This window comes from Cumulibacter manganitolerans (genome assembly GCF_009602465.1).
Classification (GTDB): Bacteria; Actinomycetota; Actinomycetes; order Mycobacteriales; family Antricoccaceae; genus Cumulibacter; species Cumulibacter manganitolerans.
This window is the reverse complement of record NZ_WBKP01000003.1, coordinates 106,948-132,357: the sequence shown is the minus strand read 5'-3', so window position 1 is coordinate 132,357 and position 25,410 is coordinate 106,948. Positions and strand designations below refer to the sequence as shown.

The window sequence follows — 25,410 nt, the reverse complement described above, 5'->3', positions numbered from 1 at the left end:
CGTACGCTGTTGGTCGTGACGAGCCCAGCAGATACCCAGAACGACACCCACCAGCACGACGCCACCGCGGGAGGTTGCGGATGCGGCGCCGGCGGCTGCGGCGGAGTCTGCTCCCCCGCCGCGGACGACGCGGTCGTGTCCGGCGCGGCGCCGGCCGGCCCGGTCGACGTCCACGTGTACGCCGACGTCGTGTGCCCCTGGTGCTACATCGGCAAGCGGCGTCTCGACGCTGCCGTCGAGCGCTTCTCCGCCGCCGGCGGCGAGGTTCGCGTGCGGTACATGCCCTTCCAGCTCGACCCGGAGGCCCCGCTGGAGTCCTGTGAGCTGATGCCGACCCTGATCGAGAAGTTCGGCGGCGAGCAGCAGGCGGCGCAGACGACCGCGCACATCACCCAGATCGCCGCGACCGACGGCATCGACCTCGACTTCGATGGCGCCCTCGCGGCCAACACCCTCGCCGCGCACCGCCTCCTGCGGCTTGCCGGCGAGCGCGACCTCGGCGTCCAGGCGTCGCTCGTCGAGCTGCTGATGGCCGCGCACTTCACCGACGGCAAGGACATCGGCGACGACGCCGTTCTGCAGCGGCTGTGCGACCAGGCCGGCCTCGAGGTGTCGGTGACCGACTACCTGGCCGGCGAGGACGGGATCGAGGAAGTGATCGAGCAGCAGGAGGCGGCCCGCGCGGCCGGCATCACGTCGGTGCCCACCTACGTGTTCGCGTCCCGCTGGGGCATCTCCGGCGCGCAGGACGTCTCCACGCTCGAGATGGTGCTGGCCCAGGTGGCGGCGCAGGCCGACGCCCAGCCCGGCGGCGGTGGCGGCTGCTGCGGCGGCGGCTGCTGCGGCTGATCCTGCTGCGGCGGGTCACGCCCCGCTATCCCGTCTCGCGGTGGGTTCTACCCCGCTAGACGGCCGATAGCGGGGTGCAACCCACCGCGAGCGGTGTGGGCTAGCGACCGGTGAACTCGGCCTTGCCCGGCCCGTTCGCCACGAACGAGCGCATGCCGATCGCGCGGTCCTCGGAGGCGAACAGCGATGCGAACAGGTGGCTCTCGAGCTTCAGGCCGGTCGCAAGGTCCCCGTTGAGACCGCCGTCCACGGCCGCCTTGACCGCGCGCAGCGCGAGGGTCGCGGAGTTGCGGAACTGCCCGGCCCATTCCTTCGCGGCCTCGTAGACCTGCTCCGCGGGGACGACCTTGTCGACCATGCCGATGCGCAGCGCCTCCTCGGCGTCCACGAAGCGGCCGGTGAAGTTGATGTCCTTGGCCTTCGACGGGCCCACGAGACGCGCGAGGCGCTGGGTGCCGCCGCCGCCGGGGATGATCCCGAGCAGGATCTCCGGCTGGCCGACCTTGGCGTTGTCGGCGCAGATCCGGATGTCGCAGCACATCGACAGCTCCATGCCGCCACCGAGCGCGTAGCCGGTGATCGCGGCGACGGTCGGCTTGGGGATGTCGGCGACGGCCGTGAAGCAGGCCTGCAGCTCGTGCGAGCGGGAGACCATGTCCTGATAGCTCATGGCCTCCATCTCCTTGATGTCGGCGCCGGCGGCGAAGACCTTCTCGCCGCCGTAGACGATGACGGCCTTGACGTCGTCGTTCGCCGTCGCCTCCAGCGCGCACGCGCGGATCTCCTCCTGCACCTGGCGGTTCAGCGCGTTCATCTTGGGCCGGTCCAGGCGGATGGTGGCGATGCCGTCTTCGACCTCGAGGCGTACGAATTCACCCATGGGCGGGGTTCCTTTCGATTCTGCGGCGTACGCCGGAGCACCGGGACGCCGTCGGTTGGGGCTGGAGGAAGTATGCGTTACCCGATGGAGGCGAAGTAGCGGCCCCGCCGCTGGGTGAGGTAGACGTCGACGCCGAAGGTGTCCTTGATCGCCTGCTCGCTCATCTCCTGCTCCAGCAGGCCCTGGCGGACGACCTCCCCGTCGCGCAGCATCAGCACATGGGTGAACCCCCGGGGGATCTCCTCCACGTGGTGGGTGACCAGCACGATCGCCGGCGCGTACGGGTCGGCGGCGAACTGCGTCAACCTGCCGAGCAGGTCCTCCCGGCCGCCCAGGTCGAGACCCGCCGCCGGCTCGTCCAGCAGCAGCATCTCGGGGTCGGTCATCAGCGCCCGGCAGATCTGCGTCCGCTTGCGCTCGCCCTCGCTGAGCGTGCCGAACTCGCGGTCGGCCAGCCGGGCGATGCCCCACTGCTCGAGCAGCTCGAGCGCGCGGTCGGAGTCAATGGCGTCGTACTGCTCGCGCCAGCGGCCGATCACCGAGTAGCCGGCCGACTGCACGATGTCGACGACCTTCTCGCGCGGCGGGACCCGGCTGCCGATGCTGGCCGAGGCCAGCCCGATCCGCGGGCGCAGCTCGAACACGTCGACCGCGCCGATGCGCTCGCCGAGCACATGGACCGTTCCGCCAGAAGGGTGCATCTGGGCCGCGGCGAGCTGCAGCAGCGTCGTCTTGCCCGCACCGTTGCGCCCCAGCACGACCCAGCGCTCGTCGAGCTCGACCTGCCACGAGAGGTTGCGCAGCAGCGTGCTCGCGCCGCGCCGCACGGAGACCTCGTGCATGTCGATGACGAGGTCGGGATCCGACTCGTAGCCGTCCAGGGGGCCGGGTGTCTGCACCCGTCCATCAAACCCTAGGGCGCGCCACCCGGTAGCGTCGGGTCCGTGTCCCCCACGCCTGACCGCCCGCTCGGCGCCTGCCCGGACGGGCGCGGCGGCACCATGTTCCGGGTGCGCAGCCGCGTCGCCGAGCGCGTCGAGCTGTGCCTGATCGAGGCGGACGCCGACCGCGCCCGCGTGCGCGAGCGCCGCGTGGAGATGACCCCGCATCCGGACGGGTGCTGGGAGGCGTGGGCGGACGTCGGTCCCGGCGCCCGGTACGGCTACCGCGTGCACGGCACGCACGAGCCGGCGGTGGGACTGCGCGCCAACCCGGCGAAGCTGCTGCTCGACCCGTACGCCCGGCTGATCGACGAGGGCTCGCGCCGCGGCCTGGTCGCCATGGAGCAGCTGCGGGACGTCGCGCCCGACGGCTCCCCCGATCCGCGGGACACGCTGCGCGTCGCGCCGTGGTCGGTGGTGTGCGCCGCCCGCCCGGCCGTCGCGTCGTCGCGGCCGCCGCTGCCGCCCGGCGGCCGGGTGATCTACGAAGCGCACCTGGGCCAGCTGACCGCGCTGCTGCCGGACGTCGAGCCGCGGGCCGCGGGCACCTTCTCGGCGCTGCGCTCCCGGTTCCTGATCGAGCACCTGCAGCGGCTGGGAGTCAGCACCCTCGAGCTGCTCCCGGTGGCGCACTGGGCGTCCGAGATCGCGGTGGTGCGGCGCGGCCGGCGCAACGTGTGGGGCTACAACCCGATGGGGTTCTTCTCCCCCATGCCGTCGTACTGCACGTCGCGGGACGCCGGAGCGCAGTGGGACGAGATCGCCGGCGCGGTGGCGGCGCTGCACGCGGCGGGCATCGAGCTGGTCCTGGACGTCGTCTACAACCACACCTGCGAGGGGGCGTCGGGGGATCCCACGTACCACCTCCGCGGCCTGGACAACCACGCCTACTACCTCGCGCACGGCGGCGAGTACGTCGACGCCAGCGGCTGCGGGAACACCCTGGACGCCGGTGATCCGTTCGTCCAGGACCTCGTCGTCGACTCCCTGCGGCACTGGGTCGCGATGACCGACGTCGACGGCTTCCGTTTCGATCTGGCGCCGGTGCTCGGACGGCGGCCGGACTTCTCCGCCGACCATCCGCTGCTGCGCCGGATCGGCGAGGACGAGCTGCTCGGCGACCGGCTGCTGATCGCCGAGCCGTGGGACCTGGGGCACGGCGGCTACCAGCTCGGCGGCTTCACCACGCCGACCCGGGGGACGCCGTGGGCGGAGTGGAACGACCGGTTCCGCCGCGCCGTACGCGACTACTGGCGGCCCGGGCACGGCTCGCGCGCCGAGCTGGCGACGGCGCTGGCCGGGGACCGCGCGCTGTGGGGCGGCCGCCCGGCGACCAGCTCGATCGGGTTCGTGACGGCCCACGACGGGTTCACCCTGCACGACCTGGTGGCGTACGACGAGAAGCACAACGACGACAACGGCGAGCACGGGCTGGACGGGTCGGACTACAACCACTCGTGGAACAGCGGCGTCGAGGGCGAGACCGACAACCCCGAGATCCGCCGCCTGCGCGCGCGCCGCCAGCGGTCCATGCTGGTCTGCCTGCTGCTGCAGACCGGCACGCCGATGATCACCGCGGGTGACGAGCGCGACCGCACCCAGCGCGGCAACAACAACCCCTACTGCCTGGACCAGCCGCACCTGGCGGTGCCCTGGGCGGCGGCACCGGACGCTGACCGGCTCACCGGGTTCGTCCGCACGGTGACCGCCGTACGACGCGCGCACGGGGCGCTGTTCGACGGCCAGTGGCTGGTGCATCCCGGCGAGGACGGTGGACACGCGGTGCGGTGGCTCGGTCGGGACGGCGGCGTCCTCTCGTCGCACGACTGGCATGCCGCCGACAAGGTGCTGCAGATGCACCTGCCCGCGGCGCCGGGGCACGGAAGCCTGCTCCTGGCACTCAACGGCGGTGCCGAGACCGCCGGCCTCCGGCTGCCGACGGCCGATCGCGGCCCGTGGCGGATGCTCGTCGACACCGCCGACGACACGGGCCCGTCGCCGGGGACGACGGTGGCGGACCGGATGTCGCTCGAGCCCTACAGCCTGGTCGTCCTCGCCGACTAGAGTCGTACGGGACAGCAAGGAGCGCCCATGACATCCGACGGACCCGCCGGCCCTGCCGGACCGCGCAGCCGGATCGCCGACTTCGACGTCGTGCGGCCCCTGGGGCGCAGTGGCTCGTTCGTCCTCGCCCGCTCGCCGCAGCGGCTCTCCGACGTCGGCCCGGAGATCGTGCTCAAGGTGCTGGCCGCGGACGCCGCGGTCGACTCCGACGGCGCCCTGCAGCGGGTGTCGGCGGCACTGCGGCAGATCGCGGCGGTCCGCTCGCCGTTTCTCGTCCGGCAGATCGAGGTCGGCCGCAACGACGGGCTCATCTACTGCGCGATGGAGTTCCTGCCGGGCGGCAGCCTCGCCGCCCCGGCGTCGCAGCTCACCTTCGCCGAGGTGCTGCGTGCCGTGTCGTGTGCTGCCCGAGGCGCCCACGACCTGCACGAGCACGGCATCGCGCACCGCAACATCCATCCCGCCGGCGTCATCCTGCACGCGGACGGCGCGCGCCTCGCCGACCCAGGCCTGGCCACCTACCTCAACCCGGGAATGACCCTCACCGGCCGGCTGGGCCACCCGCACCTGGCGTTCATGGCGCCGGCGGTGCTGGCCGGCCAGGAACCGACCCGCGCCAGCGACCTGTTCTCGCTGGGCGCGACCCTGCACTTCGCGGCCAGCGGGCAGACCCTCTACCCGCAGGTCGACGAGAGCGACCCCGCGACCGCGCTGCCCGCGATCATGTCCAGCGGCCCCACCGTCGCCGCGGGGCTGCCGGGCCCGATCGAGCAGATCGTGCGCGACTGCATCGACGCATCGGCGCCGCACCGGCCGAAGACCGCCGGCGATCTTGCCGATCGCCTCGACTCCCTCTGGAAGCGTTGAGATGAGCCTGCGTTATGAAGTCGTCCCGGGCAGCGGCATGGTTGCCCGCTCCGGGGAGAGCATCCTGTGGGTCGGTACGCCGGTCGACCAGGAAGCCTGGGAGGCCCTCGGCGCGCTCCTGGAGATCGAGCCGGGCAGCGACCCGGCCGGCGCCGACACAGCCACCGCGCTCGAGCCGCTGCAGGAGGTGCTCGACGCGCACCCCCGCACCACCTTCGCCGCGCTGGTCGTCAGCGGCGAGCGCGCCCAGGGGGTGCTGCGCGGGCCGGTGACGGTGTGCAACAGCTCCGAGGTGGCCCCGGCCACCGGGCACGGCCAGTTCGGCGTCACCGTGCCCTTCTCGATGACCCAGGCGGTGTTCGCCGGCTTCCACCAGCCCGTCGCCAACCCGCTGCAGCTGGCCGAGCTGCTCGACCTCGATGCCGGCGTGGTGCCGGGCGGTGGCGCCTGGGTGCACCCGGTCAGCGGCGGCCGGCGGCACGTGGCGGACGCCGACACCGGGGTCACCGCGGTCCACGAGACCGAGGAGCCGGAGGCCGCTCCGGCAGGGCCGCCGACCGGCTCCCACCAGGCCCAGCCGCAGAGCCTTCCGCCGGTCGCGTCGACCGGTGCGTGGGCCTCGCCCGCGACCGGTGAGGCCGGCGCCGCGAGCGTGCCGGACGGCGGCGCGCCGGCGTCCGACGCGGCCGGCGTCTTCACGCCCGCCGCCGACCACGAGCGCATCGACCTGCGCGACGTCCCGGTCACCGGCGCGCCGGAGCCGCTGCCGCTGATCGGCACCCCCGCCCAGCCGGCGCCCCCGGCAGGGTCGTCCGGCGGGGCGATCGTGTTCGACGACGGCAGCACCTTCGCCCTCGACCGCGACTACGTCATCGGGCGGCGGCCGCAGAAGGATCCGCGCGTGCAGTCCGGGGAGGCCGAGGCGCTGACCGTCGTCGACCCCGACTCGGTCCTGTCCAGCGCGCACGCGCTGATCTCCCGCCGCGAGGGGCAGATCCTGCTGCGCGACCTGGGCTCGCTGAACGGGACGCACGTCGCGCCCCCGGGAGCCACCGACTGGACCCGGCTCGAGCAGCACCAGGAGGTGCCCATCGTGCCCGGCACCAGGCTGCTGTTCGGCTGGACCATCGCCACCCTCACCGGCCCCGACGAACGGTAGCCGCCGTCCCGCGGTCCTCGCACGAACCGGTGGATGTGTGAGGATGGGGCCATGGACGCAGCCGCGATCGAGCACGCCACCTCCCAGGACCGAATCGGAATCACGGACGTCTCCCCCGTCGTCGACTGCGGGCGCTTCCCGGCGCGCTGTATCGACGGACAGGTCGTGCGCTTCTCCGCGACGGTGTTCCGCGAGGGCCACGACGCGCTCGGCGCCACCGTCGTCCTCAGCCGGGACGGCGTCGACCAGCTCGCGGGCCGGATGAGCATGGAAGGCGTCTCCAGCGACCGCTGGCGGGTCGACCTCCCGGTGGACGGCGAGGGCGAGTGGGAGTTCCGCGTCGAGGGGTGGAGCGACCCGTGGGCGACCTTCCATCACGCGCTGACCGCCAAGCGGCTCGCCGGGCAAGGTGTGGCCGACCTCGCCAACGACATGGCCACCGGCGCGCGGGTGCTGCGGGAGGCGGCCGCGGCCCTGCCCCGCGCCGACCGCGACGCCGCGCTGCTGCGGGACGCCGCGACCCACCTCGCCGACACCACCCTCGGCCTCGACGGCCGGGTCGCGGAGGCACTCAGCGACGAGGTCGACGCGGTCATGCATCGTCACCCGGTGCGCGAGCTGGTCACCTCCTCCCCGCGATACCGGCTGTGGGCCGACCGGCCGCGGGCCGCCGTGGGCGCCTGGTACGAGCTGTTCCCGCGGTCGACCGGCGGCCGGGACGCCGCCGGCACGCCGGTGCACGGCACCTTCGCGACCGCGGCGAAGGACCTCGAGCGGGTCGCGGCCATGGGCTTCGACGTGGTCTACCTGCCGCCGATCCACCCGATCGGCGAGGTCAACCGCAAGGGGCCCAACAACTCGCTGGTCGCCGGTCCCGACGACTGCGGCTCGCCGTGGGCGGTCGGCTCGAAGGACGGCGGCCACGACGCCGTGCATCCGGAGCTGGGCGGCATCGACGACTTCGACGCGTTCGTCGACCGGGCCGCCGAGCTCGGTCTCGAGGTCGCGCTGGACCTGGCGCTGCAGTGCGCGCCGGACCACCCGTGGGTGCAGGAGCACCCCGAGTGGTTCACGACGCTGGCCGACGGCACGATCGCGTACGCCGAGAACCCACCGAAGAAGTACCAGGACATCTACCCGCTGAACTTCGACAACGACCCCGCCGGGCTGTACGACGAGGTGTACCGGGTGGTCCGGTTCTGGGTCGAGCACGGCGTGCACGTGTTCCGCGTCGACAACCCGCACACCAAGCCCGTGAACTTCTGGCACTGGCTGATCTGGCGGGTCAAGCGCGACTACCCGGACGTCGTCTTCCTGGCCGAGGCGTTCACCCGCCCCGCGATGATGAAGGCCCTGGGCGCCCGCGGCTTCTCGCAGTCGTACACCTACTTCACGTGGCGCACCGAGAAGTGGGAGCTGGAGGAGTTCGGTCGCGACCTGGTGGCCTCCGCGGCGTTCCTGAACCCGAACCTGTTCGTGAACACCCCCGACATCCTGCATGCCTCCCTCCAGTACGGCGGCCCGGACATGTTCAAGATCCGCGCCGTGCTGGCGTCGATGATGTCCGGCTCGTGGGGCGTCTACAGCGGCTACGAGCTGTTCGAGCACGTGGCGGTCAAGGCCGGCAGCGAGGAGTACCTGGACAGCGAGAAGTACCAGCTGCGCCCGCGTGACTGGCGGCGCGCCGTCGACGAGGGGCGCAGCCTCGAAGGCTTCATCAGCCGGCTCAACGCGATCCGCCGGGAGCACCCGGCGATCACCGGCAGCGTCGCCAACCTGGTGTTCCACCACAGCGACAACGACGCCATCATCGTGTTCTCCCGCCGCGACCCGCGCAGCGGCGACACCGTGCTCGTGTGCTGCTCGCTGGACAGCCACCACACCCAGCAGACCACCGTGCGCCTCACGATGCCCGAGCTGGGCATGGACTGGTCCGAGCGGTTCACTGTCGTCGACGAGCTCACCGGCGACGAGTACGAGTGGGGCGAGGCCAACTTCGTCCAGCTAGATCCCGGGCGTGAGCCGGCGCACGTCCTGCGGGTGCAGCGCTGGTGAGACCGCCGCCACTCGGGCCGCTCGCGGCCTGGCTCGGCCGTCGTCGCTGGTTCGCCGGCCGGCTGTCACCGAGCACGCGGGTGGCGGTTCGCGTCGTCGGCCCGGTGCAGGAGGCCGACGGCGTCACCGTCGCGACGACCGTCGTCACCGCGACCGACGACCGCGGCCGGGACACGCGCTACCTCGTCCCGATGGCGTCCGCCGAGGGCCGCGGACCGGTCGCCGACCCCATCCACAGCGGGGACCGGACCTGGTTCGACGCCCTCACGCACCCGGCCACCGCGCCCCTCGCGCTCGGGCTGCTGAGCCGGCCGTCCTCCGTCGTGAGCCACCGCTGGATCGACCACGACCCGCTCGAGCCAGCCCTCGCGCGACCGGCGTCCGGCGACCAGTCCAACACCACCCTGATGGTGGGCCGCCACGTCGTGAAGGTGATCCGGCGCCTCGAGGAGGGGGACAACCCGGAGGTGGCGATCGGGCGCGCGCTGCTGCATTCGCGGCAGGTCGCCCGGCTGTCCGGCTGGTCGCGGCTCGACCTCGGCAGCGGCCCGGTGGACGCCGTGGTCGTGCACCGCTACGTGCCCGGCGTGGACGGCTTCCAGGTGGCGCTGCAGGACGCCGGGCGGCGCGCCGCCGGAGAACCGGAGCGGCACTTCCCCGGAGCGGCCTACGAGCTGGGCATCGCGCTGGGCGCCGTGCACGACGAGCTCGCCGACGCGTTCGGCACGACCCGCCGGCCGGCGTTCGCCGAGGAGCTCGCGGCCAGGCTGACCCGGCGGCTGGACGCCCTCGACGGACTCGCCCCGCTCGAGCCGTACGACGCCGCGGCCAGGGACGTGTACGCCGCCCTGGCGCGGCACGACGGCGTGCTCCCCGTTCAACGGATCCACGGCGACCTGCACCTCGGGCAAACGCTGCTCACCGACGACGGCTGGCGGCTGATCGACTTCGAGGGCGAGCCGCGCCGGCCGCTGGCCGAGCGCTCCCTGCCGGACACCCCCCTGCGCGACCTCGCCGGCGTGCTGCGCTCCTTCGAGTACGCTGCCCGCTGGAACGCAGCTATGGCACCGCCGGCCGGCTGGGCGGCGCGCGCCGGCGAGATGTTCCTCGAGGGCTACCGGCTCGTCCGTCCCGACACCGTCGACCCGTGCGTGCTGGACGCGCTGGTGCTCGACAAGGCCCTCTACGAGGTCGGGTACGAGAGCGCGTACCGGCCGGACCGCGTACGCATCCCGCTCGCCACCGTGGCCGCGGTGTGCGGCACCGGCTGATCCCCATCCGCGTCCGCAGCACCCTAGGCTGAGGCAGACACGAAGGAGCACCGAGATGAGCACCCAGAAACCGGCACCCACCGTCGACCCCGCCGACGTGGCGCGGCTGCTGGCCGGCACCCATCACTCCCCGCACTCCTTCCTCGGCGCCCATCCCGTCGACGACAAGCACGTGGTGGTGCGCGCCTACTACCCGCACGCCACCGCTGTCGAGGTGATCGCCGAGGGCACCCGTGCCCGCACCCCGATGCGCCGGCTCGCCGACGAGGGCCTCTACGGCGCCGTGCTCGAGGGCGGGGTGCCGGACTACCAGCTCGAGGTCACCTACGAGGACGGCAACAGCCACGTCGTCGACGACCCGTACCGGTGGTTCCCGACCCTCGGCGAGCTCGACTGCCACCTGATCAGCGAGGGCCGGCACGAGCGGCTGTGGGACGTGCTCGGCGCACACGTCCGGCGCTACGACACCGCGCACGGCACCGTCGAGGGCGTCTCGTTCGCGGTCTGGGCGCCCAACGCCCGCGGCGTGACGGTGCAGGGCGACTTCGACCACTGGTCGGGCCGGCAGTACCCGCTGCGCTCCATCGGCAGCACCGGCGTCTGGGAGCTGTTCATCCCCGGCGTCGCGCCCGACGCGTACTACAAGCTCCTGGTCACCGGGCCGGACGGCACGGCCCGCGAGAAGGCCGACCCGTTCGCGTTCGCCACCGACGTCCCGCCCAGCTGGGCCTCACGGGTGCACCACTCGACGCACGAGTGGGCGGACGCCGCATGGCTGGAACGCCGCGCGCAGACCGCGTGGCACGCCGCGCCGATGAGCATCTACGAGCTGCACCTCGGCTCCTGGCGCAAGGGCCTGTCGTACCGCGAGATCGCCGACCAGCTGGTCGACTACCTGGGCCAGACCGGGTTCACGCACGTCGAGATGATGCCGGTCGCCGAGCATCCCTTCGGCGGCAGCTGGGGCTACCAGGTCAGCTCCTACTACGCGCCGTCCGCCCGCTTCGGCTCGCCGGACGACCTGAAGTACCTCATCGACCGGCTGCACCAGGCCGGGTACGGCGTGATCATCGACTGGGTCCCCGCGCACTTCCCCAAGGACGCGTGGGCACTGGCCCGGTTCGACGGCACCCCGCTCTACGAGCACGCCGACCCGCTGCGCGGCGAGCACCCGGACTGGGGCACCTACGTGTTCGACTTCGGGCGTCGCGAGGTGCGCAACTTCCTGGTGGCCAACGCGCTGTTCTGGGGCGAGGAGTACCACGTCGACGGCCTGCGGGTCGACGCCGTCGCGTCGATGCTCTACCTCGACTACTCGCGCGAGGAGGGCCAGTGGCGGCCCAACGAGTACGGCGGACGCGAGAACCTCGACGCCGTCGCCTTCCTGCAGGAGGTCAACGCCACGATCTACAAGCGGGTCCCGGGCATCATCACCATCGCCGAGGAGTCGACGTCCTGGCCGGGCGTGACGCGACCGGCGCACCTCGGCGGCCTCGGGTTCGGGTTCAAGTGGAACATGGGTTGGATGAACGACTCGCTGCGCTACATAGAGAAGGATCCGGTGCACCGCGCATACCACCACAACGAGCTCACCTTCTCGATGGTCTACGCGTACAGCGAGAACTACATCCTGCCGATCAGCCACGACGAGGTGGTGCACGGCAAGGGGTCCCTGGTCCGCAAGATGCCCGGTGACCGCTGGCAGCAGCTGGCGAATGTGCGCGCCTTCCTCGCGTACATGTGGGCGCACCCCGGCAAGAACCTGCTGTTCATGGGCTCGGAGATCGGGCAGGACGCCGAGTGGGCGGAGGGCCGCAGCATCGACTGGTGGCTGCTGGAGGATCCGGCGCACGCCGGCATCCAGCGGCTCGTCAGCGACCTCAACGCCCGCTACCGCGACCTGCCGGCGCTGTGGCAGCGGGACAACGATCCGGGCGGCTTCGGCTGGATCGACGCCAACGACTCGGGCAACAACGTGCTGTCCTTCCTGCGCTACGACGCCGACGGCGACGCCCTCGCGTGCGTGGTGAACTTCGCCGGCCACCCGCACCACGGGTACCGCATCGGCCTGCCGAGCCCCGGCACGTGGCGGGAGGTGCTCAACACCGACGCGGTCGAGTACGGCGGCTCGGGGTTGGGCAACCTCGGCTCCGTCGACGCCTCCGACGAGCCGTGGCACGGCCTGCCGGCGTCCGCGAGCCTGTCGGTGCCGCCGCTGGGCGCCGTGTGGTTCCGGCTCGAATCGTGACCTCGCGGGATCCTGCGGGCCGGCCGCCGCGTCGGCGAATACAGTTGTCAGCACTGCCGCCCACCCCACCGAGGTACCTCTCGTGAGCCCCACGCCGTTGCGACGCGCCGTAGCCGCCCTCGCCCTCCTGCTCGCCGTCGTCGTCGCGGGAAGCGCCTGCACGCGCACCGTGATCGGCCAGGCGTCCCCGGACGCCGGCGGCGTCAAGAAGAACGCGGCGCCGTCCGACCTGCCGATCGAGAACGGCAACGGCAGCAAGATCGACCAGCTCGTCGCCAACTCCCTCGACGACGTGATGACGTACTGGGACGAGCAGTTCAAGAAGACGTTCGGCAAGAGCATGCCCAAGCTGGAGGGCGGGGTGCACGCGTACGAGCCGGACCAGAGCGAGCCGATCCCGTGCTTCGCCGACAACGAGAAGCAGTACGCGGCCAACAACGCCTTCTACTGCCCCACCGAGGACGCGATCGCGTACGACCGCAAGTTCCTGACCGAGCTGGTCAAGGAGTTCGGCGAGTTCATCGTGCCGCTGGTGTTCGCGCACGAGTTCGGGCACGCGATCCAGGACCGCGTGGGCGTGCAGTCGGACAAGTCGATCGCCTGGGAGGGGCAGGCGGACTGCTACGCCGGTGTCTTCACGCACGCGGCCGTCGACGGCACCGCGCACTTCAAGGCCACCGACGCCGATCTGGACACCGTGCTCGGCGGGTACCTCATGCTGCGTGACGAGCCCGGAGCCTCGGCCGACGACCAGATGGCGCACGGCTCGGCGTTCGACCGGGTCGGCGCCTTCCAGGAGGGCTTCAACGAGGGCGGCAAGCACTGCTACACCTCGTTCGGCAAGGATCGCCAGTACACCGAGATCGCGTACACCAGCACCGACAAGGCCAACGAGGGCAACCTCCCGTACGACGAGACGCTGCAGACCATCCCGCCGGCGATGAACGCGTTCGGGCAGGCCGTGGTCGGCACCGACTGGCAGGACGTCCCGGCGTCCGGCTTCAGCGGCAGCTCGGCCAAGTGCGACGGCAAGCCCAGCGACGAGCAGGTCTTCTACTGCCCCGCCGACACGACCGTGCACTACGCCGAGACGAAGCTCCTGCAGCAGTCGTACGACAAGTTCGGCGACTTCGCGGCGATGGCGGCGGTCGGCCTGGGATACGCGGCCGCGATCCAGGACGAGAGCGGCACGAAGATCGACGGCAAGAAGCCGTTCGAGCAGCGGCTGTGCCTGGTCGGCGCGTTCGCCGGCGGCGCCTTCGAGGCGACCGTGTCCAACAAGCCCTCGCCAACCAGCGGCGACCTGAAGCTGTCGGCCGGCGACCTCGACGAAGCGGTCATGCTGCTGATCGCGATCGGCGAGGACGACGCGTTCGTGCAGACCTACGGCATCGATTCCTTCGACCGGATCAACACCTTCCGTGAAGCGGTGCTGGCCGGACGCGACGACCCCGAGGGCGCCGCGAAGTCCTGCCTCGGCTAGCCGCCTCGGTCCTCTCGCGGTGGGTTCTGCCCCGCTATCTGGCCGATAGCGGGGTACAACCCACCGCCAGAGCCTAGAAGAGCGCGGAGGCCAGGTTGCGGCGCGCGGTGGCGACGGCCGGCTCGGCGTTGCCGACGATCGCGAACAGCTCGATCAGCCGCTCGCGGGCCCGATCCTTGGCGTCGGCGTCCGTCCCGCGGACGATGTGCAGCAGCCGGTCGAAGGCCTGCTGGTAGTCACCGGAGGCGACCTGCAGATCGGCTGCCTTGAGCGCCAGGTCGAGGTCGGCCGGTGCGGCGTCCGCCTGGGCGATCACCTGGTCGACGTCGGACTCCCCCTCGGTCTCCAGCCGCTTCATCAGCTGGATCTGGGTCAGCGCGTCCTTGGCCAGCGGGTGGGCCGGCTGGTCGGCCAGCAGCGAGCGGTACAGCGCCTCGGCGCCATCGAGGTCGCCGTCCGCGACCGCCGCCTCGGCCTGCTCCACCCGCGGATCCTCCTGCGGACCGGCGCCCTCGGGCAGCGTCCCGCCGGCGGCCCGCACCAGCTCGGCGAGGAACTGCCGCAGGTTGGCCTCGGGCTGCAGGCCGTCGAACTCGGCGACCATCTGGCCCTGGAAGATCGCCCGGACCGCCGGCACGCCCTGCAGGCGCATCGCCTGGGCGACCCGCATCTGGGACTCGGCCTCGACGCGCCCGAGCAGCCAGGTGCCCTCGCCCTCGTCTGCCAGCCGCACGAGCAGGTCGCCGTACTGCTGGCTCTGGTCGGCGTTCGCGAGCCAGAACTCCAGCACGACGGGGACCTGCATGGACTGCTCGATGAGCTGCTGCAGGTTGGCCTCGGTCACCTCGACGACGTACTGGCCGCCCTGGCCGCCGGCGGGAGCGGCGTCGGGCGCGCCGGACGACGGCGGCTGGGCGCCCGAGGCGGGCGGCTGCTCCGTGGCATCGGCCTGCAGCGCCGACTGGCCGGCCTGCGAGCGCGCCGCGTCGGCACGCGCCTTGAGGCCGCTGAGGTCGACGGCTCCGGACAGGGCCGCGGACAGCGCGGCCTGCTGGGCCTGGGGACGGGGGCGGGGCCTGGTCACTTGGGGGTCCTTTCGTGGTCGGACTGCTGGGTCAGGGGGTGAGACCCGAGGCGAGCAGGGCGTCGAGGACGGCGCGGTCGCCGTCGATCTGCCAGCGGTCGGAGGGCGTGCGCCGCCACAGGCCGGTGACGAGGTCGGACGCCGACGCGGTGGCGGTCACCGCCGCCTCCTGCGGCGCGGAGCCGCCGGTGCCGTGCCGGTAGTCGACCACACCGGTGCGCTCGCTCGGCAGCAGCAGCCACCAGTCGCCGGTATCGGCGGCGACCAGGCGGATGGGCGCACCCACCGCGGCGGGCTGGTCGGCGTGCCGCCTCGGGACCATCACGTCGAGGACCTCGCTGACGCCGTCCGCCGCGAGCTCGACGTCGTAGGCGACGGCGTTGCCGCCGGCGAGCTCGACGTCGACGCGGTGCATCTCGACCTCGTGCGGCTGCCGCCTGATCCAGAAGCCGACCGATCGGTCGCTGCCGAAGGACCAGGACGGCGCGGCAGGGTCGGCCGCGCGCAGCGCCTCGACCAGCGCCCCGGCCTGGTCGGCGTACCACTGGGTGAGCTCGCCCGACGGCTCGTCGCGCGGCGTCCGGGGCCCGTTGCCGGCGATGATGCCGCGGGTCCAGGAGTGCACGCCGCCGAGGTGCGCGAGCAGGTCGCCGACCCGCCAGCCCGGGCACGACGGGACGTCGGCGTCCGGACCGACTCGGCGCGCGCACTCGGTGAGCCGCGCCGCCGAGCGCTCGAGCGCCGCGAGGTAGGTGTCGTGGGACAGCACGGTGGTCATCACCCCAGCCTAGTTACCGCCGTGCGCGTCGTCCCAGGTCGGTCCGTCCGAACCCGCCCACGGGCGCGCACCGAAAACTTGTCGCCCGGGCGTCGTACGCTCGGCGTAGGTCCAGAGCCCTGGCGGAAAGTTCCGGCTGGCCAGGCAGCAACCCGCCCGTCGCGGGTGCTCCGGAGACAGACCGGCCGCCCGCGATCCCTCGCGAGCGGAACGACGGACGGGACACTCCGCGTCCGCGCACGAAGGAGGTCACCATGGACCAGCACGTCTACGCACCCGGCTACCGGATGCACTTCATCCACGGCCGCCAGCTCGGGGAGACCTGGTGGGGCTGGCGGGACGCGGTGGTGGACGGCTACGACCGGCGTACCGGGCGGCTGACGCTGACCTACCTCGCCGAGCAGCCGACCGTCGAGGTGTGGCACGACCGCGAGCTCGCCGTCACCGCCGGCGCCCCGGCGCGGGTCCACGAGGGCCTGCACGCCGTCGACCTCGGCGGCACCTGGATCAACGTGCGGATCGAGTCCGGGGGATTCACCGCGCTGCGGGTGCCGCAGACCGCCATCACCTCCGTCGCCGACGGCACCGGCATCGCCGTGAACCGGCCGCCGCAGGAGTAGCCGGCCCTTCCCCCACACAGCGAAAGCGGGCTTCGTGGGTGAAAGCGGGGAAGCTTCCCCGCTTTCACCTGCGAAGCCCGCTGCGCAGATTCCGGCGACCGCCGCTGGACGACGGCTAGAACCGTGCCGGCTCCCGGTACACGCCCCACTCGTCGCGCAGCGCGTCGCAGATCTCGCCGAGCGTGGCCTCGGCGCGGCACGCCTCCAGCATCGAGGGGATCATGTTCTGCGAGCCACGCGCGGCCGCGAGCATCTCGTCGAGGGCCGCGCGGACCCGTCCCTCGTCGCGCCCCTCCTTGCGCTCGGCCAGCACCCGACGCTGCTCGAGCTCGACCTCGTGGCTGATCCGCAGGATCTCGAGCTCCTCCTCGTCGGTCTGGGTGAGGGTGTTGACGCCCACGACCTTCTTGTCGCCCTTCTCCAGCGACGCCTGGTAGATGAACGCGGCGTCGGCGATCTCGGACATGAAGTAGCCCTCTTCGATGCCGCGCAGCAGACCGGAGGTGACCGGCCCGATCTCGTGGTTGGCCTCCTCGCCTCCGCCGATCCGGATGATCTCGGCGAAGATCTTCTCCGCCTCCGCCTCGATCTTGTCGGTCAGCGCCTCGACGTACCACGAGCCGCCGAGCGGGTCGGCGACGTTCAGCACGCCGGTCTCCTCCATGATGACCTGCTGGGTGCGCAGCGCGATCGCGGCCGCGCGCTCCGACGGGAGCGCCAGCACCTCGTCGAGGGCGTTGGTGTGCAGCGAGTTGGTGCCGCCGAGCACTGCCGCCATCGCCTCGACCGCGGTGCGGACGATGTTGTTGTCCGGCTGCTGCGCGGTGAGCGAGACACCGGCGGTCTGCGTGTGGAAGCGCAGCTGCTGGGCCTTCTCGGTCTTCGCCCCGTAGGTGTCGCGCAGCCAGCGCGCCCAGATGCGGCGGGCGGCGCGGAACTTGGCGATCTCCTCGAAGAAGTCGACGTGCGCGTCGAAGAAGAACGACAGGCCCGGCGCGAACACGTCGACGTCGAGGCCGCGCGAGCGGCCGAGCTCGACGTAGGCGAAGCCGTCGGCGAGGGTGTACGCGAGCTCCTGTGCGGCGGTCGAGCCCGCCTCGCGGATGTGGTAGCCCGAGACCGACAGCGGCTTGTACGCCGGGATGTCCTTGGAGGTGTACTCCATGAGGTCGCCGATCAGGCGCAGGTGCGGCTCGGGGGCGAACAGCCACTCCTTCTGCGCGATGTACTCCTTGTAGATGTCGGTCTGCAACGTGCCGTTGAGCTTGTGGATGTCGGCGCCCTGGCGCTCGGCCGCCACGATGTACATGCAGAAGATCGGCACGGCCGGTCCGGAGATCGTCATGGACGTCGTGACGTCCTGCAGCGCGATGCCGTCGAACAGGATGTCCATGTCGGCCGCCGAGTCGATCGCGACGCCACAGTGCCCCACCTCGCCGAGGGCGAGCGGGTCGTCGGAGTCGCGGCCCATCAGCGTCGGCATGTCGAAGGCCACCGACAGGCCGCCGCCACCCGCGCCGAGGATCATCTTGTAGCGCTCGTTGGTCTGCTGGGCGTTGCCGAACCCGGCGAACTGGCGGATCGTCCACGGGCGTCCGCGGTAGCCGGTGGCGTGCAGCCCGCGGGTGTACGGGAACTGCCCCGGGTACCCGATGTTCTCGAAGGCGGGCACGCTCGACTCGTCCGCGGGGCCGTACGCCGGTTCCACCTCGACGCCGGAGAGCGTGGTGTAGTCGCGGTCCACGACGCGGCCCTTCGCCACGGCGTCGTCGTACGCGGCCTGCCAGCGGGCGCGGGCGGAAGTCTTCTCATCGGCCATGGTGCACTCCGTTCGCGGCATACGCCGCCATGTCGGGTGGTGGGGTACCTACATAGTAGGACTTCCTACTATTTTTCGGAACGCCTGCTTCTCCCCATCATTCTGCGACGCCGGTCACTCGAAGTCACCGGCCGCCTTGCGTAGCCGCGACAGCGACGCCGCCACGGCGTCCACCTCGTCGTCGGGCAGCGCGGAGAGCGCGAAGTCCAGCCGCATGAGGTCCGACGCGGCCTCCTCGACCACGGCGCGGCCCTCGTCGGTGAGCTCGGCGAGGACGCCGCGGCCGTCCCGCGGGTTCTTGCGCCGCTCGACCAGGCCCGCCGCGGCCAGCCGCTCGACGGTGTTGGTGACGGACGTCGGGTGCACCTGCAGCCGGTCTCCGATCACCTTCATCGGCAGCGCCCCGCTGCGCGAGAAACGCAGCAGCACCAGCGCCTCGAAGCGCGCGAAGGTCAGCCCGTGCGGGCGCAACGCCTCGTCGTACGCGTTGATGAGCAGCTGCTGGACGCGCATGATCGAGGTGGCCAGCCGCATCCGGCGAGCGTCGCCCCACGCGTCCTGCCAGTTCTCGGCCGCGCGCTCGATGGGGTCGAAGGGCAACGAGGTCACCCCGCAACCCTAGCGACCGTCGATCAGCGCTGTTTGTGTCAACCAGTTGACACAAAGAGTCGATGCCCGGACACTTTGTACCAGATGCTCGATACATCGACCGGAAGGGTCTGCGATGCAGGTCATGCTGCTCCCCCTAGGGCTGGTGCTCGCGGTCCTGGCCGGCGTCGTCACCGGGATTCGCGCCCGGCCGGCCCAGCGCGTCGCTCTCGGCACCGAGCTGGCCGCCTACGAGGCCCGCGCGCAACGGTTCCGGGTCGCCGCGCTGGCGGTCGCGATCGTCACGTCGCTGCTCGCGGCGTCCACCGGGGCGTTGGGCCGGGGCCTGCTGCTGGCGCCGGCCGTCTTCGCGGTCACCGTCATGGCCGTCGTCGCCGTCGGCGAGCTGATTCCGCCGCCCCCGGGCCGGGCGGGCCGCCGCCGGGCCGGTCTCGACGTGCGGTCGCCGCGCCGGTACCGGCCGCGGGCCCTCGGGACCGCGCTCGCCGCCGTCTCGAGCGGCCTCGTGCTGGTGCTGGGCGTGACCGCCGCGACCGCCTCCCCCGACGACGTCGGCCGCCGCGGCCGCGCCCTCGCCTGGATCTGCCGCGCGGACGCCGACGGCATCACCGGTCGCGGCAGCACCGGGCCCTACCCCGGGTCGTACTACGCGATCCCGGTGGCGGTCGCGATCGGTGCCGTGCTGCTCCTGTGGGCGGTGTCCGCGCGCGTGGTGGCCGCTCGCGGGAGCCTGGCCGCCGACGTCGGGGAGGCAGCGCAGGAGGACCTGCTTCGCGCCCGGTCGATGTGCGCCATCACCGCCGCGGCCACGGCAGGCGTGAGCGCCAGCCTGGCTGCGGTGGCGGCCGGGGGCGCCGGCGCGATGTACCGCGCGTCCGGGGCGGGCGGCGCTACCTGCCACGGGTCCGCGGGGTACGCCGTCGGGGGCTGGCTGTTGATCGTCATCGCCCTCGCGGCGAGTGTGGTGACCGGGTGGGCGCTCGCCCGGCTGCTCGTGCAGCGCGGCGAGCCGTCCATTCCGCAGGAGCCGCGAACGGGCGCGCTGGCGGGATGAGCACCGCGTCGCTGCACGTCGAGGCCGGTGACCCCACGCCCCCCTTCGAGCAGCTGCGCCGCCAGCTGAGCTCGCTCATCGTGACCGGCGCCCTGGAGGCCGGGCGGCGGCTGCCGCCGGTCCGGCAGCTCGCGGCCGACCTGCGGCTGTCCCCCGGCACGGTGGCCCGGACGTATCGAGAGCTGGAGCAGGCGGGGCTCGTGCAGACCCGGCGCGGCGCCGGGACGCGGGTGCGGCCGGGTCTGGTCCTCGGGGTGAGCGACCGACGCCGGGCCGAGCTCGACCGAATCATCGCGGCGGTCGTCGCCCAGGCGCGCGCACTCGGTGCCACGGATGCCGAGATCGGCGCCGCCGTCACCGCCCGGCTGGGCTCCCGGAGCCGGTAGCGAGCCAGGCGTCGATCTCTTCCGTCCCCGGCGCGGTCGCGGGCCCCATCCGCGTCACCTTGATCGCGGCCGCGGCGTTCGCCCGGCGCGCGGCGTCGCCCCAGCCCGCGCCCGCGAGGCGGGCCGCGACGAGCACGCCGGTGTGCGCATCTCCCGCGCCGTTCGTGTCCACCGGTCGCTGCGGGAAGCCGGCCACGGCAGTGGTGACACCGTCGACGCGCACCGCGCAGCCGTTGGGCCCGTCGCGCACGATGCTCACCGCGCCCGGCGCCAGGAGGCCGGCCACGAGGCCGGCGGCGGCCGCCATGTCGAGGGACGCCGGGACCGCCACCCCGGCCGCGGCGCAGATGTCGGCCGCCTCGTCGAGGTTCGAGGTCCAGACAGTGGTCACGGCCACCGCGCGCCGGCGGACCTCCTCCGGCTGGTTGGCGAAGTCGGCCGCCGGGTCGAGCACCACCTCCACGCCGTCGGGAAGGCCCTCCAACCAGGCCAGCATCGGCTCGACGGTCGCTCCGGCGACGAGCGTGTAGCCGTCGACGCAGACCACGTCCCCGGCGACCGGCTCCGCGCGCTGCAGGCTGCACTCGCTGATGCGCCGCTCGGCGCCGCGGGTCGTGACGAAGGTGCGCTCATCGTGCTCGAGCAGGCAGATGCAGATGCCCGAGTCGACGTTCGGCACCGGCGGGCTGCACAGCTCGACGCCGTCCCGCGCGAGCGTCGCGCGGATCAGGTCGCCGTTCTCCCCCGTGCCGTGCGCGCCGGCATGGACGGCGTGCGCGCCGTTGCGGGCGGCAGCGACCAGGATGTTCACCGCTCCCCCGGCCGAGCGACGCCCGGCGGAGGCGTACACGTTGCCGCCGCGGACCGGGAGCTCGGGCACGTCCAGGACGTAGTCGACGAGCGCCTGCCCGGTGTGGATGACGCGCGGCATGGCCGGCAGTCAGGAGCCGAGGTCGGCGCCCAGCTCGGCGACGAGCGCGTCCGCGGCGAGGTAGGGGTCGGTCGTCCCGGCGACGACCTTCTCCGACAGCGCGCGCACCGAGGCGTGGCCCTCGACGTCGCCCATGCGCTCGCGCAGCGTCGCGATCGACAGCGCGACGATCTCGGCGGACGCCCGGGCCAGCCGGCGCTCGTGCAGGACGCCCTTGGCGCCCATCCACTCGCGGTGCGCGTCGATCGCGGCGATCACGTCCTCGACGCCCTGCTCCTTCTCGGCCACCGTCTTGACGATGGCCGGGCGCCACGCGCCCGCGTCGGAGTGCCGTCCGCCCAGCCCGAGCATGTTCCGCAGGTCGCGCACCACGTTGTCGGCGCCGTCCCGGTCGGCCTTGTTGACGACGAAGACGTCGGCGATCTCCAGGATGCCGGCCTTGGCGGCCTGGATCCCGTCACCCATCCCGGGAGCCAGCAGCACCAGGGTGGTGTCGGCGGTGGAGGCGATCTCGACCTCGGCCTGCCCGACCCCGACGGTCTCGATCAGGATGACGTCGAACCCGGTGCCGTCCAGCACGCGCAGCGCCTGCGGCGTCGCCCACGAAAGGCCGCCGAGGTGGCCGCGGGTCGACATCGACCGGATGAACACGCCTGGATCGGTGGCGTGGTCCTGCATCCGGATCCGGTCGCCGAGCAGCGCGCCGCCGGAGAACGGCGAGCTCGGGTCGACCGCCAGGACGCCGACCCGCTTGCCCTGCGCGCGGTAGGCGCGCACGAGGGCGGACGTCGAGGTGGACTTCCCCACGCCCGGCGAGCCGGTGAGACCGATGATCGTGGCGTGGCCGGTGTGCGGGGCGAGCGCCGCGGCCACCTCGCGCAGCCGCGGCGAGGCGTCCTCGACCAGCGAGATCAGCCGGGCCACCGCCCGCGCCTGTCCGTCGCGGGCTCGTTCGACGAGCTCCGCCACACCGGCGTCGCGGCGCAGGCCGCCCGACGTCATCAGGCGGGTGCGGGGACGTCGATGATCAGGGCGTCGCCCTGGCCACCGCCGCCGCAGAGGGCGGCCACGCCGGTGCCGCCACCGCGTCCACGCAGGGCGTAGATCAGGTGCAGCACCAGGCGAGCGCCCGACATGCCGATCGGGTGGCCGAGGGCGATGGCGCCGCCGTCGACGTTGACCTTGTCGGCGTCGATGCCCAGGTCGCGCATCGACTGGATCCCGACCGCGGCGAAGGCCTCGTTGATCTCCACCAGGTCGACCTCGTCGAGCGAGCGACCCGCCTTCTGCAGCGCGTGGTTGATCGCGTTCGAGGGCTGCGACTGCAGCGAGTTGTCCGGCCCGGCGACGTTGCCGTGGGCGCCGATCTCCGCGAGGATCTCCAGCCCGAGCTCGGTGGCCTTCTCCTTGCTCATCACGACGACCGCGCAGGCCCCGTCGGAGATCTGCGAGGCGGTGCCCGCGGTGATGGTGCCGTCCTTGGCGAACGCCGGCTTCAGCTTGCCCAGCGACTCGACGGTGGTCTCCGCGCGGACGCCCTCGTCGGTCTCGAACACGACCGGGTCGCCCTTGCGCTGCGGGATCTCGACCGGCGCGATCTCCTCCTTGAACCGCCCCTCGGCGGCGGCAGCCGCGGCCCGCTGGTGCGAGCGGGCGGCGAACTCGTCCTGCTCCTGGCGCGAGATGCCCAGCTTGCCGTTGTGGTGCTCGGTCGACTCGCCCATCGACACCTTGTCGAAGGCGTCGGTCAGCCCGTCGTAGGCCATCGCGTCGAGTACCTCGAACGCGCCGTACTTCGTGCCGGTGCGACCGTTCGGGATCAGGTGCGGGGCGTTGGTCATCGACTCCATCCCGCCGGCGACGACGATGTCGAACTCGCCGGCCCGGATGAGCTGGTCGGCCAACGCGATCGCGTCGAGGCCGGACAGGCACACCTTGTTGATGGTCAGCGACGGCACGCTCATCGGGATGCCGGCCGCGACCGACGCCTGCCGCGACGGGATCTGTCCCGCGCCGGCCTGCAGCACCTGGCCCATGATGACGTATTCGACCTGGTCACCGGCGATGCCGCCGCGCTCGAGGGCGGCCTTGATGGCCAGGCCGCCGAGCTGGGCGCCGGAGAAGTCCTTGAGCGAACCGAGCAACCGGCCCATCGGCGTGCGCGCGCCCGAGACGATGACAGAGGTTCGGCCAGCGGATGCAGTCATGATGACTCCTTGAAGCGATGGGTTATGGGCACCTTACTTCTTCACCGGGGACCCTGCAGCGGCGGCGTCCGGGTGAAAGGCGTCACTGTCGACCACCGGTTAGAATCCGGTTCGGTCTTGCTAGTTTCATCCGAGGTCATTCCCCCTGCGAAGGAGCACGCGTGTTCACCGAGATCAACCATGTCGGAATCGCTGTCACCGATCTCGACCAGGCCATCGAGTTCTACCGGAGCGTGTACGGGATGGCCCTGGTGCACGAGGAGACCAACGAGGAGCAGGGCGTCCGCGAGGCCATGATGGCCGTCGGTGACTCCGGCTCGTGCATCCAGCTCCTCGCCCCGCTCGACGAGTCGAGCACGATCGCCAAGTTCCTGGACAAGAACGGGCCTGGCATGCAGCAGATGGCTTACACGGTCGAAGACATCGACCAGGTCAGCGCGACCCTCCGCGAGCGCGGCGTACGGCTTCTCTACCCCGAGGCCAAGCGCGGCACCGCGAACTCTCGCATCAACTTCATCCACCCGAAGGACGCCGGCGGCGTGCTGGTCGAGCTGGTCGAGCCGGCCGCCGACGCGGCGCACTAGTCGCCCGCATCGTCCACCGCACCGCACTGCCGTGCCGGTTGGTTACCCGCCGGTAGCCTACTCTTGACGGCAATCACGACACCGGATGCCGCCTGCGCGGCGCCAGAGCCAGGAGCAGAACCATGTCCATGAACCAGATCCTCGACGCGATCATGAGCGGGCAGAACGAGGACATCGCCAAGATCGACGTGCCGAAGAAGTACGAGGCGATCGTGGTCCGCGAGGAGGACCAGAACATGTTCCAGGGCCTGGCCTCCTGGGACAAGGACCCGCGCAAGAGCCTGCACCTGCAGGAGGTCGACACCCCCGAGCTCGGCCCCGGCGAGGCGCAGATCGCCGTCATGGCCTCCTCGGTCAACTACAACACGGTGTGGACGTCGATCTTCGAGCCGGTGTCGACGTTCGGCTTCCTGAAGCGCTACGGCCGCACGAGCGAGCTGGCCAAGCGCCACGACCTGCCCTACCACATCGTCGGCTCGGACGTCTCCGGCGTCGTGCTGCGGGTGGGTCCCGGCGTCACGAAGTGGAAGGCCGGCGACGAGGTGGTGGCGCACTGCCTGTCGGTCGAGCTCGAGGACCCACAGGGCCACGACGACACGATGATGGATCCGCAGCAGCGCATCTGGGGCTTCGAGACCAACTTCGGCGGCCTGGCCCAGATCGCGCTGGTCAAGAGCAACCAGCTGATGCCCAAGCCCAAGCACCTGACCTGGGAGGAGGCGGCGTGCCCCGGCCTGGTGAACTCCACCGCGTACCGCCAGCTGGTCTCCAAGAACGGTGCCGGCATGAAGCAGGGTGACACCGTCCTCATCTGGGGCGCCTCCGGCGGCCTCGGCTCGTACGCGACGCAGATGGTGCTCAACGGCGGCGGGATCCCGGTCTGCGTCGTGTCCTCCCCCGACAAGGCCGACATCTGCCGCTCGATGGGCGCCGAGCTGGTCATCGACCGCAAGGCCGAGGGCTACAAGTTCTGGAAGGACGAGCACACCCAGGATCCCGCCGAGTGGAAGCGGTTCGGATCGAAGATCCGCGAGCTCACCGGCGGCGAGGACATCGACATCGTCTTCGAGCACCCCGGACGCGAGACGTTCGGCGCCTCGGTCTACGTGACCAAGCGCGGCGGCACGATCACCACCTGCGCCTCGACGTCGGGGTACATGCACGAGTACGACAACCGGTACCTGTGGATGAACCTCAAGCGCATCGTCTCCTCGCACTTCGCCAACTACCGCGAGGCGTGGGAGGCCAACCGGCTCATCGAGAAGGGTCTGATCCACCCGACGCTGTCCAAGGTCTACCCGCTGGCGCAGACCGGTGACGCGGCGCTGGACGTGCACAAGAACACCCACCAGGGCAAGGTCGGCGTCCTGTGCCTGGCGCCCGAGGAGGGCCTCGGCGTGCGGGACCAGGAGATGCGCGGTCGGCTCGAGGACAAGATCAACCGGTTCCGCAACCTCTGAGCGGGCGGGCGAGGCCGGGCGCGCCCGGCCTCGCCTCATCGGAGGTTGACGTTCGCGGGCA

22 protein-coding genes and 1 riboswitch are annotated in these 25,410 nt (G+C 72.1%); of the genes, 13 read left to right on the top strand and 9 right to left on the bottom strand.

Features of this window, described 5'->3' with window-relative positions; all coding sequences use genetic code 11:
* The first annotated feature begins 15 nt into the window (after positions 1-15).
* Positions 16-849, top strand: coding sequence for a DsbA family oxidoreductase (locus tag F8A92_RS02090; protein ID WP_153502885.1), 834 nt, complete (start codon positions 16-18; stop codon positions 847-849).
* 100 nt (positions 850-949) lie between these two features.
* On the opposite strand, the gene F8A92_RS02085 is transcribed toward F8A92_RS02090, so the two are convergent.
* Positions 950-1,729 carry an enoyl-CoA hydratase/isomerase family protein gene (locus F8A92_RS02085; protein ID WP_153502884.1) on the bottom strand — a complete coding sequence of 260 codons (780 nt, stop codon included), beginning with the start codon at positions 1,727-1,729 and terminating at the stop codon, positions 950-952.
* Between the two features lie 77 nt (positions 1,730-1,806).
* Positions 1,807-2,628, bottom strand: coding sequence for an ABC transporter ATP-binding protein (locus F8A92_RS02080; RefSeq protein WP_228389122.1), 822 nt, complete (start codon positions 2,626-2,628; stop codon positions 1,807-1,809).
* Between the two features lie 45 nt (positions 2,629-2,673).
* Between F8A92_RS02080 and glgX the strand changes: the two genes are divergently transcribed.
* The 7 genes from glgX to F8A92_RS02045 all read left to right on the top strand — a co-directional run bounded on the left by glgX (position 2,674) and on the right by F8A92_RS02045 (position 13,817).
* Positions 2,674-4,734, top strand: a complete 2,061-nt coding sequence (glgX, locus tag F8A92_RS02075; RefSeq protein ID WP_153502883.1) for a glycogen debranching protein GlgX — start codon at positions 2,674-2,676, stop codon at positions 4,732-4,734.
* Positions 4,735-4,761: 27 nt separating this feature from the next.
* The gene (locus F8A92_RS02070; RefSeq protein ID WP_153502882.1) at positions 4,762-5,601 is read left to right on the top strand and encodes a protein kinase domain-containing protein; all 840 of its coding nucleotides are present in this window, start codon (positions 4,762-4,764) and stop codon (positions 5,599-5,601) included.
* A gap of 1 nt (position 5,602) precedes the next feature.
* Positions 5,603-6,760 (top strand): FHA domain-containing protein, encoded by a 1,158-nt coding sequence (locus F8A92_RS02065; protein ID WP_153502881.1) that lies wholly within the window; start codon positions 5,603-5,605, stop codon positions 6,758-6,760.
* A gap of 51 nt (positions 6,761-6,811) precedes the next feature.
* Positions 6,812-8,815, top strand: coding sequence for an alpha-1,4-glucan--maltose-1-phosphate maltosyltransferase (locus tag F8A92_RS02060; RefSeq protein ID WP_153502880.1), 2,004 nt, complete (start codon positions 6,812-6,814; stop codon positions 8,813-8,815).
* Complete coding sequence (locus tag F8A92_RS02055; RefSeq protein WP_153502879.1) at positions 8,812-10,086, top strand: phosphotransferase; 1,275 nt, start codon at positions 8,812-8,814, stop codon at positions 10,084-10,086. Before F8A92_RS02060 ends, F8A92_RS02055 begins: the two co-directional genes overlap by 4 nt.
* Positions 10,087-10,141: 55 nt before the next feature.
* On the top strand, positions 10,142-12,334 hold the full coding sequence (gene glgB, locus F8A92_RS02050; RefSeq protein WP_153502878.1) for a 1,4-alpha-glucan branching protein GlgB: 2,193 nt from the start codon (positions 10,142-10,144) through the stop codon (positions 12,332-12,334).
* Positions 12,335-12,416: 82 nt separating this feature from the next.
* Positions 12,417-13,817, top strand: a complete 1,401-nt coding sequence (locus tag F8A92_RS02045; protein ID WP_153502877.1) for a neutral zinc metallopeptidase — start codon at positions 12,417-12,419, stop codon at positions 13,815-13,817.
* Positions 13,818-13,890: 73 nt separating this feature from the next.
* Here the strand turns inward: F8A92_RS02045 and F8A92_RS02040 are convergent, their stop codons facing one another.
* Positions 13,891-14,901 carry a co-chaperone YbbN gene (locus F8A92_RS02040; RefSeq protein ID WP_228389121.1) on the bottom strand — a complete coding sequence of 337 codons (1,011 nt, stop codon included), beginning with the start codon at positions 14,899-14,901 and terminating at the stop codon, positions 13,891-13,893.
* Between the two features lie 31 nt (positions 14,902-14,932).
* Positions 14,933-15,679 carry a maleylpyruvate isomerase family mycothiol-dependent enzyme gene (locus F8A92_RS02035; protein WP_153502876.1) on the bottom strand — a complete coding sequence of 249 codons (747 nt, stop codon included), beginning with the start codon at positions 15,677-15,679 and terminating at the stop codon, positions 14,933-14,935.
* A 108-nt stretch (positions 15,680-15,787) separates the two neighbouring features.
* Positions 15,788-15,899, top strand: a riboswitch (SAM riboswitch).
* 34 nt (positions 15,900-15,933) lie between these two features.
* Between F8A92_RS02035 and F8A92_RS02030 the strand changes: the two genes are divergently transcribed.
* Positions 15,934-16,299 carry a hypothetical protein gene (locus tag F8A92_RS02030; RefSeq protein WP_153502875.1) on the top strand — a complete coding sequence of 122 codons (366 nt, stop codon included), beginning with the start codon at positions 15,934-15,936 and terminating at the stop codon, positions 16,297-16,299.
* A gap of 115 nt (positions 16,300-16,414) precedes the next feature.
* On the opposite strand, the gene F8A92_RS02025 is transcribed toward F8A92_RS02030, so the two are convergent.
* A complete protein-coding gene (locus F8A92_RS02025; protein WP_153502874.1) occupies positions 16,415-18,118 on the bottom strand; it encodes an acyl-CoA mutase large subunit family protein in 1,704 nt (567 codons plus the stop codon).
* 114 nt (positions 18,119-18,232) lie between these two features.
* Positions 18,233-18,727 carry a MarR family winged helix-turn-helix transcriptional regulator gene (locus F8A92_RS02020; RefSeq protein ID WP_228389120.1) on the bottom strand — a complete coding sequence of 165 codons (495 nt, stop codon included), beginning with the start codon at positions 18,725-18,727 and terminating at the stop codon, positions 18,233-18,235.
* A 124-nt stretch (positions 18,728-18,851) separates the two neighbouring features.
* Here F8A92_RS02020 and F8A92_RS02015 point away from each other — a divergent pair, with 124 nt between their 5' ends.
* Entirely contained in the window at positions 18,852-19,781 is a 930-nt protein-coding gene (locus F8A92_RS02015) for a hypothetical protein (protein WP_153502873.1), read from the top strand.
* The gene (locus F8A92_RS02010) at positions 19,778-20,167 is read left to right on the top strand and encodes a GntR family transcriptional regulator (RefSeq protein ID WP_153502872.1); all 390 of its coding nucleotides are present in this window, start codon (positions 19,778-19,780) and stop codon (positions 20,165-20,167) included. The genes F8A92_RS02015 and F8A92_RS02010 overlap by 4 nt, the downstream gene beginning before the upstream one ends.
* Here F8A92_RS02010 and F8A92_RS02005 read toward each other — a convergent pair.
* From F8A92_RS02005 to F8A92_RS01995, 3 genes are read right to left on the bottom strand one after another with little or no spacing between them, the layout of a single operon-like run.
* Positions 20,136-21,098, bottom strand: coding sequence for a PfkB family carbohydrate kinase (locus F8A92_RS02005; protein WP_153502871.1), 963 nt, complete (start codon positions 21,096-21,098; stop codon positions 20,136-20,138). The two genes, F8A92_RS02010 and F8A92_RS02005, sit on opposite strands and share 32 nt — an antisense overlap.
* Before the next feature lie 9 nt (positions 21,099-21,107).
* Positions 21,108-22,100, bottom strand: a complete 993-nt coding sequence (meaB, locus tag F8A92_RS02000; protein WP_153502870.1) for a methylmalonyl Co-A mutase-associated GTPase MeaB — start codon at positions 22,098-22,100, stop codon at positions 21,108-21,110.
* Entirely contained in the window at positions 22,100-23,305 is a 1,206-nt protein-coding gene (locus F8A92_RS01995) for an acetyl-CoA C-acetyltransferase (protein WP_153502869.1), read from the bottom strand. Before F8A92_RS01995 ends, meaB begins: the two co-directional genes overlap by 1 nt.
* A 161-nt stretch (positions 23,306-23,466) precedes the next feature.
* Here F8A92_RS01995 and mce point away from each other — a divergent pair, with 161 nt between their 5' ends.
* Together mce and ccrA are read left to right on the top strand one after the other, a co-directional pair.
* Positions 23,467-23,889 carry a methylmalonyl-CoA epimerase gene (mce, locus tag F8A92_RS01990; RefSeq protein ID WP_228389119.1) on the top strand — a complete coding sequence of 141 codons (423 nt, stop codon included), beginning with the start codon at positions 23,467-23,469 and terminating at the stop codon, positions 23,887-23,889.
* A 122-nt stretch (positions 23,890-24,011) separates the two neighbouring features.
* Entirely contained in the window at positions 24,012-25,349 is a 1,338-nt protein-coding gene (gene ccrA, locus F8A92_RS01985) for a crotonyl-CoA carboxylase/reductase (protein WP_153502867.1), read from the top strand.
* Positions 25,350-25,410: the final 61 nt, after the last annotated feature.

Coding starts and splice junctions, on each gene's coding strand:
- F8A92_RS02070 (WP_153502882.1), top strand. CDS start 4,762: ATGACATCCGACGGACCCGCCGGCCCTGCCGGACCGCGCAGCCGGATC.
- F8A92_RS01995 (WP_153502869.1), bottom strand. CDS start 23,305: ATGACTGCATCCGCTGGCCGAACCTCTGTCATCGTCTCGGGCGCGCGC.
- F8A92_RS02005 (WP_153502871.1), bottom strand. CDS start 21,098: ATGCCGCGCGTCATCCACACCGGGCAGGCGCTCGTCGACTACGTCCTG.
- glgB (WP_153502878.1), top strand. CDS start 10,142: ATGAGCACCCAGAAACCGGCACCCACCGTCGACCCCGCCGACGTGGCG.
- F8A92_RS02065 (WP_153502881.1), top strand. CDS start 5,603: ATGAGCCTGCGTTATGAAGTCGTCCCGGGCAGCGGCATGGTTGCCCGC.
- F8A92_RS02010 (WP_153502872.1), top strand. CDS start 19,778: ATGAGCACCGCGTCGCTGCACGTCGAGGCCGGTGACCCCACGCCCCCC.
- F8A92_RS02035 (WP_153502876.1), bottom strand. CDS start 15,679: ATGACCACCGTGCTGTCCCACGACACCTACCTCGCGGCGCTCGAGCGC.
- F8A92_RS02085 (WP_153502884.1), bottom strand. CDS start 1,729: ATGGGTGAATTCGTACGCCTCGAGGTCGAAGACGGCATCGCCACCATC.
- F8A92_RS02060 (WP_153502880.1), top strand. CDS start 6,812: ATGGACGCAGCCGCGATCGAGCACGCCACCTCCCAGGACCGAATCGGA.
- F8A92_RS02030 (WP_153502875.1), top strand. CDS start 15,934: ATGGACCAGCACGTCTACGCACCCGGCTACCGGATGCACTTCATCCAC.
- F8A92_RS02025 (WP_153502874.1), bottom strand. CDS start 18,118: ATGGCCGATGAGAAGACTTCCGCCCGCGCCCGCTGGCAGGCCGCGTAC.
- ccrA (WP_153502867.1), top strand. CDS start 24,012: ATGTCCATGAACCAGATCCTCGACGCGATCATGAGCGGGCAGAACGAG.
- meaB (WP_153502870.1), bottom strand. CDS start 22,100: ATGACGTCGGGCGGCCTGCGCCGCGACGCCGGTGTGGCGGAGCTCGTC.
- F8A92_RS02015 (WP_153502873.1), top strand. CDS start 18,852: ATGCTGCTCCCCCTAGGGCTGGTGCTCGCGGTCCTGGCCGGCGTCGTC.